This window comes from Mesorhizobium sp. B2-8-9 (genome assembly GCF_006439475.1).
Classification (GTDB): domain Bacteria; phylum Pseudomonadota; class Alphaproteobacteria; order Rhizobiales; family Rhizobiaceae; genus Mesorhizobium.
The window spans coordinates 221,371-233,999 of sequence record NZ_VFTQ01000004.1 but is presented as its reverse complement, the minus strand read 5'-3'; the positions used below and the strand labels follow the sequence as shown (position 1 = coordinate 233,999).

12 protein-coding genes, 1 tRNA gene and 1 pseudogene are annotated in these 12,629 nt (G+C 62.2%); 6 read left to right on the top strand and 8 right to left on the bottom strand.

Annotated elements, in window-relative coordinates:
- Positions 1-19: 19 nt before the first annotated feature.
- From FJ423_RS07305 to map, 3 genes are all read right to left on the bottom strand, one after another.
- Positions 20-904, bottom strand: coding sequence for a cytochrome c oxidase subunit II (locus tag FJ423_RS07305; protein ID WP_140840432.1), 885 nt, complete (start codon positions 902-904; stop codon positions 20-22).
- A 148-nt stretch (positions 905-1,052) separates the two neighbouring features.
- Entirely contained in the window at positions 1,053-1,814 is a 762-nt protein-coding gene (radC, locus tag FJ423_RS07300) for a DNA repair protein RadC (RefSeq protein WP_095765043.1), read from the bottom strand.
- 34 nt (positions 1,815-1,848) lie between these two features.
- Positions 1,849-2,676: a type I methionyl aminopeptidase gene (map, locus tag FJ423_RS07295; protein ID WP_140840430.1), complete on the bottom strand. Its 828-nt coding sequence runs from the start codon at positions 2,674-2,676 to the stop codon at positions 1,849-1,851.
- Positions 2,677-2,874: 198 nt separating this feature from the next.
- Here map and FJ423_RS07290 point away from each other — a divergent pair, with 198 nt between their 5' ends.
- The 3 genes from FJ423_RS07290 to FJ423_RS07280 all read left to right on the top strand — a co-directional run bounded on the left by FJ423_RS07290 (position 2,875) and on the right by FJ423_RS07280 (position 4,122).
- Positions 2,875-3,243, top strand: coding sequence for a hypothetical protein (locus FJ423_RS07290; RefSeq protein ID WP_140840428.1), 369 nt, complete (start codon positions 2,875-2,877; stop codon positions 3,241-3,243).
- A 111-nt stretch (positions 3,244-3,354) separates the two neighbouring features.
- Positions 3,355-3,591 carry a hypothetical protein gene (locus FJ423_RS07285; RefSeq protein WP_095765046.1) on the top strand — a complete coding sequence of 79 codons (237 nt, stop codon included), beginning with the start codon at positions 3,355-3,357 and terminating at the stop codon, positions 3,589-3,591.
- 225 nt (positions 3,592-3,816) lie between these two features.
- On the top strand, positions 3,817-4,122 hold the full coding sequence (locus FJ423_RS07280; protein WP_140840426.1) for a DUF982 domain-containing protein: 306 nt from the start codon (positions 3,817-3,819) through the stop codon (positions 4,120-4,122).
- A gap of 12 nt (positions 4,123-4,134) precedes the next feature.
- Here the strand turns inward: FJ423_RS07280 and FJ423_RS07275 are convergent, their stop codons facing one another.
- Together FJ423_RS07275 and FJ423_RS07270 are read right to left on the bottom strand one after the other, a co-directional pair.
- Positions 4,135-4,821 (bottom strand): aspartyl/asparaginyl beta-hydroxylase domain-containing protein, encoded by a 687-nt coding sequence (locus tag FJ423_RS07275; protein ID WP_140840424.1) that lies wholly within the window; start codon positions 4,819-4,821, stop codon positions 4,135-4,137.
- Between the two features lie 589 nt (positions 4,822-5,410).
- On the bottom strand, positions 5,411-6,382 hold the full coding sequence (locus FJ423_RS07270; protein WP_140840422.1) for a LysR family transcriptional regulator: 972 nt from the start codon (positions 6,380-6,382) through the stop codon (positions 5,411-5,413).
- Between the two features lie 99 nt (positions 6,383-6,481).
- On the opposite strand from FJ423_RS07270, the gene FJ423_RS07265 reads away from it, so the two are divergent.
- The 3 genes and pseudogenes from FJ423_RS07265 (at position 6,482) to FJ423_RS07255 (ending at position 8,287) form a co-directional block, all read left to right on the top strand.
- Positions 6,482-6,931 (top strand): cupin domain-containing protein, encoded by a 450-nt coding sequence (locus FJ423_RS07265; RefSeq protein WP_246680102.1) that lies wholly within the window; start codon positions 6,482-6,484, stop codon positions 6,929-6,931.
- A 37-nt stretch (positions 6,932-6,968) separates the two neighbouring features.
- A pseudogene (locus FJ423_RS07260) lies at positions 6,969-7,191 on the top strand (two-component sensor histidine kinase); the annotation flags it as partial.
- Between the two features lie 913 nt (positions 7,192-8,104).
- Complete coding sequence (locus FJ423_RS07255) at positions 8,105-8,287, top strand: hypothetical protein (RefSeq protein WP_140840420.1); 183 nt, start codon at positions 8,105-8,107, stop codon at positions 8,285-8,287.
- Positions 8,288-8,748: 461 nt separating this feature from the next.
- Here the strand turns inward: FJ423_RS07255 and FJ423_RS07250 are convergent.
- The 3 genes from FJ423_RS07250 to phaC all read right to left on the bottom strand — a co-directional run bounded on the left by FJ423_RS07250 (position 8,749) and on the right by phaC (position 12,598).
- Positions 8,749-8,823: transfer RNA gene (locus FJ423_RS07250), tRNA-Glu, on the bottom strand.
- Positions 8,824-9,276: 453 nt separating this feature from the next.
- Positions 9,277-10,437 carry a YcbK family protein gene (locus FJ423_RS07245; RefSeq protein WP_246680101.1) on the bottom strand — a complete coding sequence of 387 codons (1,161 nt, stop codon included), beginning with the start codon at positions 10,435-10,437 and terminating at the stop codon, positions 9,277-9,279.
- A 325-nt stretch (positions 10,438-10,762) separates the two neighbouring features.
- The gene (phaC, locus tag FJ423_RS07240) at positions 10,763-12,598 is read right to left on the bottom strand and encodes a class I poly(R)-hydroxyalkanoic acid synthase (RefSeq protein ID WP_140840416.1); all 1,836 of its coding nucleotides are present in this window, start codon (positions 12,596-12,598) and stop codon (positions 10,763-10,765) included.
- Positions 12,599-12,629 lie beyond the last annotated feature (31 nt).

Genomic DNA, 12,629 nt, shown 5'->3' with positions numbered 1-12,629 from the left:
GAGCACCTCCGCGCCCTGTTCAGCGGGCCTCGAGCGTTTCGAGTTTTGCCGCAACGTCCAAACTGGACGCCATCGTCTTTTCCGACGGTTGGTTCGCCGAGCCCGTTTGCTGGGGCGCGGACAATTGCGCAAAGGTCTGTTGCTGGCCGAGCCAGGCCAGATAATCCTGCTCGGTATCGACCATGACAACGCCATGCATCAGCGGATGTCCCTGGCCGCACAGCTCGGCGCACAAGACCTGGAAGGTTCCGGTCCGCGTCGGCGTGAACCAGAAATACGTGACCGATCCCGGGATCATATCCATCTTGGCGCGGAATTCCGGGATGTAGAAATCGTGCAGCACGTCGATCGAGCGCAACAGCACCTTAACCGGCTTGCCGACCGGCAGGTGCAGGTCCGCCGCCTCGACCACGACGTCGTCCTGGCCGTTCGGGTCGCCGGTTACGATGCCGAGCGGGTTTTCAGCCGAGACGACGCGGGTGTCGGAGGTGCCGAGCTTGCCGTCCTTGCCGGGCAGACGGAAGCTCCATTGCCATTGCTGGGCGACAACCTCGATATCGGCGGCCTCGCCGGGAACGTTGACGAAGCGGCTCCAGACGAAGAGGCCGGGAACCAGCAAGGCGGTGACACCGGCCGCCGTTGCGATCATCAGCCACGATTCGAGCCGCCTGTTCTCCGGTTGATATGCCGCGCGATTGCCTTCCCGATGCCGGAAGCGGAAGACGCAATAAGCCATAAAGAGCACGACAGCGGCAAAGACGATGCCGGTGATCCAAAAGCTGATGGTGATGGTGTTGTCGATGTAGTCCCAGTTCGAGGCGATGGGCGTCCACCACCATGGGCTCAGGAGGTGGAACAGCACCGAGCCCACAACGATCAAAACGAGTACAAGCACAATGGCCATGTCCCGTCCTCCCGGTATTTCACGGGAGCGCGAAGCATCCCGGGAAGATACCAAGTGCCATCATGCTTGATTTCCTGCTGAAATTCCAGAGCCGACTATCTGATGAGGAGATGATGTCCCGGCAATCCCGAAATGCCGGGCAAACGCCTCAGATCAGCAGCAGACCCTTCATCGAGGCGTTGCCCTTGCGGCCGATGATGATGTGGTCGTGCACGGCGATGCCGAGCGGTTTGGCCGTATCGATGATCTGCTTGGTCATCTCGATGTCCGCGCGGGAAGGTGTGGGGTCGCCAGAAGGATGGTTGTGCACCAGGATGACGGCGCTGGCTGAGAGCTCGAGCGCGCGCTTGACCACCTCGCGCGGATAGACCGGCGTGTGGTCGACGGTGCCGGTCTGCTGTACCTCGTCGGCGATCAACCCGTTCTTCTTGTCGAGGAACAGGATACGGAACTGCTCGCGGTTCTCGAAGGCCATGGCGGAGCGGCAATAGTCGAGCAATTGCGTCCAGTTGGACAGGACTTCGCGGCCGCGCACCTCGCCGCGCGCCATGCGCTGGGCCGTCGCGGCGATGACCTTGAGATCGGCCGCAACGACCGGTCCGATGCCTTTGACTTCTTCAAGCAGGGATGCCGGCGCGCCGAGCACCTCGGCCAGCGAGCCGAAGCGGGCGATGAGCGCCTTGGCGATAGGCTTGGTGTCGACGCGCGGGATCAGCCGGAAGAGCAGCAGCTCGAGCAGTTCATAGTCGGGCAGGGCGTCCGGTCCGCCGGCGACAAAGCGCTCGCGCAGGCGGTCGCGATGGCCGTGATAATGCGGTTTCTCGGTAGGTGCCGCCTTCTTTTGCACTGCCTTAGGCGGTTCAATCCAGCCTTCGGAAAAGAATGCCCGCTCGTCCTCGACTTTGCCCATGGTCCCCCGCTCCCCTCAGGCTTAGGTCGAAGTGCTACGCCGGCAGGCCGGGGCGGTCGAGCTTTTTCGGCGACAGCGTGAAGATCTCGCAGCCGGTGTCGGTGACGCCGATCGTATGCTCATACTGCGCCGACAGCGAGCGGTCGCGCGTGACTGCCGTCCAGCCGTCCGACAGCACCTTCACATGCGGCCGGCCGAGATTGATCATCGGCTCGACGGTAAAGATCATGCCCGGCCGCATCTCGACGCCTTCATTGACGGTGCCGTAATGCAGGATGTTGGGCGCGTCGTGGAAAAGCTGGCCGACCCCGTGGCCGCAGAAGTCGCGCACCACCGAGCAGCGCTCGGCCTCGGCATAGGTCTGGATCGCGGCGCCGATGGCGCCGGTGCGGGCGCCGGGCTTGATCGCGGCTATGCCGCGCATCAGGCACTCATAGGTCACTTCGAGCAAGCGCTCGGCGGCACGCTTGATCGTGCCCACCGGATACATGCGCGAGGAATCGCCATGCCAGCCGTCGAGGATATAGGTGACGTCGATGTTGACGATGTCGCCTTCCTTCAGCGGCTTGTTGTCGGGGATGCCGTGGCAGACGACATGGTTGATCGAGGTGCAGGACGATTTGGTGTAGCCGCGATAATTGAGCGTTGCCGGCAGCGCACCATGGTCCATGCCGAATTCGAAGACGAAGCGATCGATCGTTTCCGTGGTCACGCCGGGCTTCACCAACGGCACAAGCTCGTCGAGGCAGCGCGCGGTGAGGTCGCAGGCCTTGCGCATGCCGGCGAAGCCGTCCTCGCCATAGAGGCGGATCTGGCCGGTGTTTCGAAGGGGGGCCGTGGAGGCGTCGAGATAGGTGACCATTCTTGTCCGTTTGCCGGCGTAGGCTTCAAAGGAGCCGAACGCGAAAAATCTGCTCCAGATTTGGCACCGCAAGCTGCAAGGTTCAAGGACGAAGTGCAGTTGCCGTGCCCATTGCGGCTTTCCTTCGGCCATCCCATGGGCTAGGTCGGGCCTTGGTATCCGGAGACTGACTTGACGGCGCCTGAACGCGAAAGATCGATGCTGCTGCCGGCCAGGACCGCTTTTGCGGGCCTGATGGCGCTGCTGATGCTCGCGCTGCTGGGCTTCGCTCAGGCCGAAATCTCCGCGTTCGCGACCCCGTTCTCGGGCGGTTCCAGCATCAGCGCCGTTCGTCAGGGCGATACGATCGCGCTGCTCAGAACGACCGGCAAGGCGCAGGCGCTTGAGGTCCGGGCCAGCCGGCCGCTCGCGACAAAGCTCGTCGGCGGCAATTCCGGCGCGCTCGCCCATGCATCCGATTTCCTGGTTATCGGCCGGGCGTTGCCGTCCGAGATTAGCGCCACGCCCGTATCGGCAAGCGCTACCGCTTCGCGCACCAACCAACCGCGCGCGCCGCCGGCCGCGTGAAGCCTTAGCCGCTAGGCGCGGCATTCAAACCAAAAATTCCTTAGCGCCGCGATCCGGTGACGGCCGCCGGTCGTCCGCCGGTCGCGTGCGCGTCAGTTCGGATTCCGTTCAATGCAACGCATCAAGACATTCAAGACACTCACCTGCGCGGTCGCGGCGGCCTGCTTTCTGGCGGTCCAGGCGGCAATCTGCATCGGCACCGTCTACTGGGCCATTGCCGCCACCCTTCGCATGGAAGGAACGGCGGCGATCGTGCTCGGCGCCATCTTCGCGCTGCCGTCCGCTTATGTGCTGATGGTAGTTACCCGCATGGCCTATGATGCGGAGACCGACCCGGCTAACCAATAACGGCAAGGGCGTGGAAGAGGGACAAGGGGCTGCGATGGCCGGCAGTACGGTGGAAATCCGGCATTGGCAATGCAGCCGGTATCGATGCGGACTGACCCGGATCCGCCGCACCGGCGAACCGATTCTTCATCGCACTGAGGTCACATTTGCGAGTCAGAAGGCCGCAAAAGCAACTTTTCAGAACGAACGGCGTTGCTCCGGCTACGCCAGTTCGGGAGACAGGGGATGGACAGACTGCAATTCGAGGTGCCGGTGCGCATCACGCCCGCGCCCGGCCTGCCGATCGAGGAAATCTACAGCGTCGAGCAGGCGCTCGATTTCCTGCAGGATTGGCCGAAGCGCCGCCAAGGCAAGGTCTACGAAGCCGCGTTCAATGCCTGCTTCGGGGCGACGGTCGACGTGACCAGCGCCGAGGAGGCCTGCCGCGCGTTCGCAGCCTTCTGCCGCGTCAGCGGATTGCTGGCGAGGGACGCGATGTTTCCCGGCAAGCGTCGCAGCGGGGCAGGGACGTATCGCGAGGCGAGAGCGTAGATTTCGATCGGTTCAGCCGCCGAACGACACGCCCCGATAGCGCATTCCCACCTGCACGCCGCGCACGATCACGCGCGACAGAATTTCCATATCCAGCGGCATTTGCGGACGCCACACGTCGAGCAGGAGAGCGACGCGGGGCTGATCCGAGTTGTTCATCACTTCGTGCTCGAAAGTATCGTCCCACAGCAAGCACTCGCCGTCGGCGATGCGCCTTTCCTCATGATTGATCATCATGATCGTTGCCGGACGGCCGTCAGGCTGTTGGGGGATGACCAGGCCGAGATGGAACCGCATGATGCCGCGAAAGGGTCCGCGATGCGGCGGGATGTGCTTGCGCGGGGCGAGGAACGAGACGGCGGCCGATTTGACCTCGGGGCACTCCGAAAGCAGCCGGCTCAGGACCGGCATGCGCGTGAGGTTCGCCGGGATCGTCATGTCATAGGCCTTGAGCACGAACATGCGCCAGTCGAGACCGTCATTGGCCGAGATATCGATCTGCTCCGGCATGATGTCGTGGAAGCGCGGCGCCTTGTTCAGCTTCGCCGCCAGGGCCTCGTCGCGGATATCGCGCCAGGCGGCGGTGAACTTCGCGGCATTGGGAAAATGTGTGCCGGCGTCAAGAATGGCCGGTGCATCTATGCGCTTTTCATAGATGCGGCGGACCAGATTGGTTCCGAGATCGTAGGCGCCTGACATCTCATTACCTCAACGATGTTGTTATATAGTGCGATATTGCTTGCGGCCATCGCTCACGGAGATTTGCTCGGGCCGTCAACACGGAGATGACATCGCAGGCCGCCATGCCAAAATCGAAACGATGTCGGTCTCGCTCGCTGAGCTCTCCCGGCTTTTCACGGGAGCCTCAGACACTGGCCGATGCGGCTTACTTGACCTTTTGAATCTCCGGTTGAATCTCCGGGCTCGGCGTCTGATCAGTTGCCGGGGCCGGCGTGCAATCCGGGCCCTTGCAATCCAGCACGGGATCGTCAGCCGGAGGAAGACAATTTTGCCCTTGGCAATGGACTGCCGGCGGCCGCGGCATTGCTTGGCTATTCGGCTGGGCAGGCTGATCTGCGTGAACGAGCGGCACGCCTGCCAGGCCGGTCATTGCCGCGCATAAGAGCGCTGTCCGAAGCATCTTCATTCCCGCCTCCACGGCCGAGAGCGGAGGGAATTTTACACTTTCGAGTCGAGGACGGCTCCTGTCGTCCGCGAACGGCGTTAACAGCGCGTTTCCGCTTGCGTCCTGTCTTGTTACCGACAAGGCACGACGCTGGCCCGCCATTCAGACCGGGCGTGGTTTATGGGCGCTGCTGCCGGCTTCGCCGGCGCTCAGTTGCGAGAGCAGCTTCAACACGATTTCCCGCAGCCATCGGTGCGTAGGATCGGTTGTGTTGCGTTTGTGCCAGACGATGCAGATGAGGGCAGGATCGATCGGCATGGGCGGACTGTAGATCGCCAGCCCCAAGCGAGATGCTACCTTGCGCGCGAGCTGTTCCGGAACGAGAGCGACCAGATCGCTTCCCGCCACTGCGCTACAGACGCCGCCGAACACCGGCATCGTCATGGCCACCCGCCGTTCGCGCCCCATCCGGGCCAGCGCCGCGTCGCCCATGGCCTTGAGCTTGCCCTCGGGCGAGAAGACGACGTGGCCGAGGTCGCAGAAAAGGTCGATCGGAATGACGTCTCCGGGGCTCACCTTCGCCCGCTCGAGTCTTGGGTGCCCAGCGCGGGCGATCGTCACGAATGTCGACCGGAAGGCAGGAAGATAGTCGATCCAACTGGGGAAATCGACCTTGGGAACGAGGGCAAGGTCAATACCGTGCTTTTCGAGCGTGCCGACATAGTCGTCGGGCACAAGATCCACCAGTTGGATCAGTATTTTGGGAGCAAGCCCGGAGATTGCATTGGCCAGGGCAGGCATCAGCATCTCGGCAAAGAAATCCGAACCTGCGATCTTGAAGCTTTGCTCGGCTTCGGCCGGATTGAAGCTGCCAGGCCCGGCAAGCAGCGCCGACAGTTCATCGAGGATGCGGCGAAGCGGAAGCTCGAGGTTCCGGGCGTATTGTGTCGGCACGATATGCTGTCCCTGGCGCACGAACAGCGGATCGCCGAGAAAATTCCGAAGTCGTCCCAGGCTGGCCGATATCGCCGGTTGCGACAGACCGATGCGTTCTCCGGCCTTTACGGTCGATTGCTCGCGCAGCAGCGCGTCGAGTACCCGCAGGAGATTGAGGTCGAAGCTCGATAAATTCATTCGCCGAATATATTTTATATCAGCTATCGATTTCAATTATGAAATCGGTTCTGGCAACTTCCCTGCGTCGAAAATGACGTCGGATCGCGGGAAGTTTCGGTGGCCGTTGCTTCAGTACCCTACAGCGTCCAGTGGCTTGGAACGTCCTACCGGATTTGCCTCACGGCGGAGCAAACGGCCTCGCGGCTGGGAATGTTCGAAAGCCTCGATCAGCCCGGCTACGGTCCTCCGCGCCACATCCACAATAACGAGGACGAGACCTTCCAGATCCAGTCCGGCGAAGTAGAGTTCTGGATGAACGGTCAAACGCGCATGGTCGGCCCGGGCGGTGTCGTGCACGTTGCGCGCGGAATCGAGCATGCATTCCGGGTGATCGGCGATCGACCCGCCAGAATGCTCACCATCCTGACTCCCGGCGGCTTCGAAGGCTTCTTCGCGGAGATGGCGAAACACAAGTGCCGAATCCCGGATGACATGGATCAGATCGCGGCAATCGGGGCGCGTTTCGGTCTGACCTTCACAGGCCCACCTCTGGGCGCGGCTAGATAACTAACTGCGCGATAGCTAACTGCGCGTCCTTGGCGGCTCAGAGACGAGTTTCTTGAGGGAGTGCGAAAAATGGCTGAGCGATCTTCACGAGCTCGACCGCATCGCCGACAGCGCCATCCGCCTAGTGCGCGAGGAGGTGAACCAGGACGCGGTGGAACTGGACCGGCTGATCCGCGACATCGAGACCGAGATGACGGCCCTCCGGCGCGCTCGGCCTGCGCCGCCGCGCGCTGCGCAACCTGATTGTCAACGCTGCCACAACCCTGGAAGCTCTGGACGGCCATTGGTGCTGGCGACGAACTTACAGTCACGCTGAACGCAAAGAATGATCAGCTATTGCGTGAGTTCGTGAGCGGCGGATTTGCTGAAAAAGAGGTTTTGCTGTAGTCGGGCAGGTAATTTACTGCACGATATTTAATCACGATCACATGTCGGATTTCGCTTTTTATGTCGAGCCGAACTCTAACAGATTCCGGCGGCCGATATCAAATATGAGGGCCTTTTATCGAGTGCCCATCGAGCCGCGGATCGCAAAGTTCTTGTCGATATGCAAAACAGCGAAGGCTTGAGCTGTGATGCCTAGTCTAGTGAGAACCCGACATGTGTCGCAATTGACGCGGCTGCTTAGGTGGCCGGGCGTGCTGGCTTGCTGAAGGTGACTCCGCCCACATCCAACACACGCAGCGCGCCTTCCGCGACCGGGTCATTATACAGCAACGCGCGGAATTCCAGCACAGCGTAAGGGGTGGACGCCTTAGCCATAGAGCGGCCCGACAGTTCCGCGTTGGGGTTTGCGTTGGGTGAACCGCCGGGCCCTAGCCGACTCGGTAGGGGTGGGTAGAGTCGGCTAAAGCGAGGCTAAATTAGCATCTATGCATTGATATAGGTTTCTATACCTTTTCCACCGATTTCCAGGCGCCGGAATGCGACCATTGCGTAAAGGTTTGGTCAACTATCGCACATTAGAGTTCGCTAATGCGCTTTACTTTGGTGCTCTTTTGTTGGGCTGCGTTCTTCGGCTGGGATTTGGCCGCCAACCATGGTGAATTCGTGCTCGCGATCGGCCATGGGGTTTTTCGGCTCGTCCACATGACGGGGCTGTCTTGAACTAAGCTCACAAGTGCGGAGAGCGTTACTGACCAGGCGGCGGTGGTGGTGGCAGCGAGGGTGTCGATGGCAGCCAATCTGTTCCGGGTGTCTTGCTTCGTTAACCAGCGCGCCTGTGATGGGAGCCAGGAACGCGTTTGCGCGGCGAAATTCATTGTGACTGCGGAGATGAAAGCCCTGGCGGCAGAGACCTTCGGCCGTCAGGAGGCGCGGCGCCTGACCGGCGAGACGCATTCGGCAATCAACTAAAACACGATCTGCACCACCGATCTTTGAGCGGCCCGCTGCCTCATTGGGGCGGGCACGCCAGTGACTATAGTCCGAAAGAGAACACCTCGGGACGGCTCGTCTCGTAGCCAAGGCGGGGCTTGGAACTGCCCACCTCGGTCTGTGGTGAATTGGCCGTTCCGGTCGCAGTACAGTCAAGTTTGGCCGCTGCAGTCGGCTTAATCGACAGCCCTGCACATGTCTTTTGGACAGTGGGCGTTGGCTTCTTATCGTGGGCCACAGCGGCACTTGACGCCGCAAGAACGAGAGCCGCACAAACGATTGCCGTTTTCATAGCATTCCCCCTTCTTTAGCAACAGCTAATGAGGGTAACGCAACGTTAACCTTGCGTCAACGCGACGCCGGACCAGCCGGATTCGAGCCCGATATTGGCCAAAGATTGGACAGAGTCGGCATAAGCGTCGCTAAGTTCTTGAAAAGTCTGGTACGCCCAAGGGGAATCGAACCCCTGTTACCGCCGTGAAAGGGCGGTGTCCTAACCGCTAGACGATGGGCGCGCTCAGACGAAGCGGCTTATAATTGCGTTGTTGCCAACCGGCAACCCATCTGCCGCCACATGCGACAACTTTTTTCAAAGGCGGCACAAAGCCCCTCGGGTGGCGGTTTCGCTTGGCCGCGCATCCCTGGAGATTAGCCGGAACATCCTCGCGATCCTCATTCTATGGCGGAGCAAGGAGCGAAGCGACGCGCGCAGACCATAGACTTCGCGAGGCTGACGTGCCGCAACGGTGCAGAACTTGCGCCGCTGCACTCCGCGGTCAAGGTCACGGAATGGATCCTCGGGTCTGCGCGTCCGCTTCGCTCCCGCTCCGCCCGTGGATGACGAGGCGACGGATGCCTCGGCTAATCGCCGACGTCTTTGACGGGCGTGTTGAGACTAATATCGGCATTGGCGGCGATCGGCTCGCAACCGGTCAAACGGCCATGCTCACGAGGCCAAGCCGAACGTATCAGCCGTCCTCGCCGCCGCCACTGCGCCTGCGGCAGCGCCAGTTCCAGTCGCGCTCGGGGCCGACGTCGATATGGACGGATTCGGTGTGGCAGTAGGTGCCGACGCCGCCGCGGCCAGGCATGGAGCGGACGTAGCTCGCCAGTTCCCATTTCGACACGCCGGGCAACTGAATGTCGGCGGCGGCGCAATACATGTGCAGCGAGTTCTTGGCACCGTTGGCGCGGCGGTTGCGCGAGGGATCGCGATAGCCGGAGGTGACGATCATCTTGCGGCCGAAATGGCCCTCGATCGTCTTCAGCACCCGTACCAGCGACGGCTTGAGGCAGGCGACGTCGACGCTTTCGTTCTGCTTCAAAAGACCATTGGGCGCGAGCCTGGCCAAGCCGGCGGCCGACGCCACCTGGTAGGAACCGCCGCCGCCTTCGTCCTCGTTGAGGTCGACGTCGCTCTCGTCGTCGATGCCGGATTTGCGCTTGATCTCGAACAGCGCCGTCTGGCGCACGCCGGGAAGAGCGTCGGCGCCCGTGATGTGATTGCTCGGGTTGTCGAGCGAGGCCAGTTGCACCGGCTTTTCGGCCGGGGTCGCCGAGGCCAGCGTCACGATCGGCTTGGCCGGCGGCGGCGTGGTCTTGGCCTGCGCGGCGGGCTGGTCGCCGGAGCGCGCATTGTTGATCAGGGGGGCGGGCGCGGCCGAAGCCGGCGTGGTGCTGAACAGCGAGGCGAACAGGCTTTTCTTCGGCGCGGCGATCTGCGGCTGCGCCGGCTCGGCCGCGGTCACATAGACGCCGTTGCTCATGGCCTGCGTGGTCGCCTGCGCCTTCGACGCGACGGTGGCGGCATCGCCGGCGGCGACCTGCTTGGCGACGGCTAGCGTCTGTTCCGCCGTTTGCGCCTGCTGAACCAGCGGTTGCGGCGTGCTCCCGGCAATGGCCTGGGCGCCGGCAGGAATGGCGATGGGGAACGTGCCGTCCGGCCGCGTCTCGGGCACATAGGCGACCTTCTCGGGCAAAGGCGCATCGCCCTCGCTCATCACGGTCGACGTCGCGTCGGCCGGCGCCGATGCCTGCAAGGACGAATCGGCCGAGGTCGCAGTCTTGGCGCTGGATGTCGCGCTCATTTCGCCGGCGGTTGAATTGTAGGCGGGCGAAACGACCGACATCGTCGGGTCGCCGGTCGATGTGCAGGAGGCCAGGAGCACGGAGAAAAGCGCTGCCGCAATGCTGCAGCTTCCCCCTCGTGCAAGACGCCAACCTGCTGATTTCAAAACAAATTCCCCCTCGAGATCCGGTCGGTTCGTCATCGCCGCGCACTCCAGTACCGCGCCGCGATAACCCTCCTGTTCCCAACCGGAAACGGGACGTGTGTCGAATCTGCAAGCCTCGGAATTATTCTGCGTCGGAAGGTGATTTGAGGCCGCCGAACGATTGACGCCACCATTTCGCCCTGTTTTGGCGGCCCGTCAACTCACCACACATTACAGCCCGTTACACACGCACCTTGACATAGGTGCCCGGCGCATCTCCCAAGGTTTTCATACGCTTGCCGGGTTTGCGGGCGGGTACGCGGATGTCGTCCTGGGCCTCGATCCAGTGCTGCCAGTGCGTCCACCATGAACCAGGATGCTCATGCGCCGCGGCAAGCCACGCGCTGAAATCGCCCACCGGCTTGCCGCCGGTCCAGTACTGATATTTCCTAGCGGCAGGCGGGTTGACGACGCCCGCGATGTGACCGGAACCCGCCATTACATACTCGACGTCGCCGCCGAAAAACTGCGACCCCAGGAACACCGAAAGCGCCGGCGCGATGTGATCTTCCTTCGTGGCTAGGTTGTAGACGGGGATGGTGATGTCGGCCAGCGAGACCGTGCGCCCGGCAAGCTCCATTGTGCCGCGCGAGAGATTGTTCTCGAGATAGCAATTGCGCAGATAGAACGAGTGGTTGGCCGCCGCCATGCGCGTGGAATCGGAATTCCAGTAGAGCAGGTCGAAGGGCAGGGGCTCCTTGCCGCGCATGTAGTTGTTGACGACATAGGGCCAGATCAGGTCGCCCGAGCGCAGCATGTTGAAGGCGGTGGCCATCTTGGTGCCGTCGAGATAGCCCTTTTCGTTCATCGAGCGCTCGACCGCGGCGACCTGGTCCTCGTCGACGAACACCTTGAGGTCGCCGGCATAGGTGAAGTCCACCTGGGTGGCGAAGAAGGTGGCGGATCTGATGCGGTGGTCGCCTTCCTGCGCCAACAGCGCCAGCGCGGCAGCCAGGAGCGTGCCGCCGACGCAGTAACCGATGGCGTTGACTTCCTTTTCGCCGGTCGCCTTCTCCACCATGTCGAGGCCGAATTGCAGGCCTTCGCGGATATAGGCCTCCCAGCCCTTGGCGCCGTGACGCTCGTCGGGATTGATCCAGGAGATGACGAAGACGGTGTGGCCCTGCTCGATCGCCCAGCGGATGAAGGACTTTTGCGGGTTGAGGTCGAGAATATAGAATTTGTTGATCCATGGCGGGCAGATCAGCAGCGGCCGTCTCAGCACCGTCTCGGTTACCGGGTCGTATTGGATAATCTCTGCGACATCGCTGCGGCCGATGACCTTGCCGGGCGTGGTGGCGATGTTCTTGCCGATCTCGAAGGGCGTATAGTCGGCCTGGCGCAGCTTCAGGTCGCCGCGGCCCGCGGCGATGTCCTCGGCCAGCATCTTCATGCCGCGCACCAGGTTCTCGCCGTTCGAGGCCATGGTCTCGCGGAACAGCTCGGGATTGGTCAGGATGAAGTTCGACGGGGCGATCGCGTTCGACACCTGCTTGACGTAGAAGCTCGCCTTGTGGCGGGTGTGCTCATCCAGGCCCTCGGCATGCTCGACAAGCTCGTTCGCCCAGCGCGACGTGACCAGATAGGCCTGCTTGAGGAAGTCGAAGAAGGCGTTGCGGCCCCATTCGGGGTCCTGGAAGCGCTTGTCGCCGCGCTCGGGCTGAACCGCGTCCTGTGGCGCTTCGGCGTTGGGATTGACCTTCTGGATGGCGTTCGCCCAGACGGTCATGTAGCCGGCAAGCAGCCGCGTCTGCGCTTCGAGCGCGCGTTGCGGGTCGCCCAGCCAGTATTCCGAAAGCTTTGAGAAGGTCTTGACCATGTCGACGACGGGTTCGGCGACATGGTCGCGCACTTCGCCTTTCTCGCGCGGTTCCGCCCAGGCGGAAGCCGCCTTGCCAGCCTGCTCGACCATGCGCGCCATGTTCAGGGCGAAGCGCTCGGGATCCTTCACCAGATATTGCTCGATGGCCGAAGGTCCGTCATTTTCCGCTTTGTCCGAATCGTCAGGTTTGGACATGGTTCGCGGGGTTCCTCCCGGAGCGTTTTCT

Bases quoted from the DNA above. Each gene is read 5' to 3' on its own strand.
- FJ423_RS07305 (WP_140840432.1), bottom strand. From the start codon at position 904: ATGGCCATTGTGCTTGTACTCGTTTTGATCGTTGTGGGCTCGGTGCTG.
- radC (WP_095765043.1), bottom strand. From the start codon at position 1,814: ATGGGCAAAGTCGAGGACGAGCGGGCATTCTTTTCCGAAGGCTGGATT.
- map (WP_140840430.1), bottom strand. From the start codon at position 2,676: ATGGTCACCTATCTCGACGCCTCCACGGCCCCCCTTCGAAACACCGGC.
- FJ423_RS07290 (WP_140840428.1), top strand. From the start codon at position 2,875: ATGCTGCTGCCGGCCAGGACCGCTTTTGCGGGCCTGATGGCGCTGCTG.
- FJ423_RS07285 (WP_095765046.1), top strand. From the start codon at position 3,355: ATGCAACGCATCAAGACATTCAAGACACTCACCTGCGCGGTCGCGGCG.
- FJ423_RS07280 (WP_140840426.1), top strand. From the start codon at position 3,817: ATGGACAGACTGCAATTCGAGGTGCCGGTGCGCATCACGCCCGCGCCC.
- FJ423_RS07275 (WP_140840424.1), bottom strand. From the start codon at position 4,821: ATGTCAGGCGCCTACGATCTCGGAACCAATCTGGTCCGCCGCATCTAT.
- FJ423_RS07270 (WP_140840422.1), bottom strand. From the start codon at position 6,382: ATGAATTTATCGAGCTTCGACCTCAATCTCCTGCGGGTACTCGACGCG.
- FJ423_RS07255 (WP_140840420.1), top strand. From the start codon at position 8,105: ATGGCAGCCAATCTGTTCCGGGTGTCTTGCTTCGTTAACCAGCGCGCC.
- FJ423_RS07245 (WP_246680101.1), bottom strand. From the start codon at position 10,437: ATGTCGGTCGTTTCGCCCGCCTACAATTCAACCGCCGGCGAAATGAGC.
- phaC (WP_140840416.1), bottom strand. From the start codon at position 12,598: ATGTCCAAACCTGACGATTCGGACAAAGCGGAAAATGACGGACCTTCG.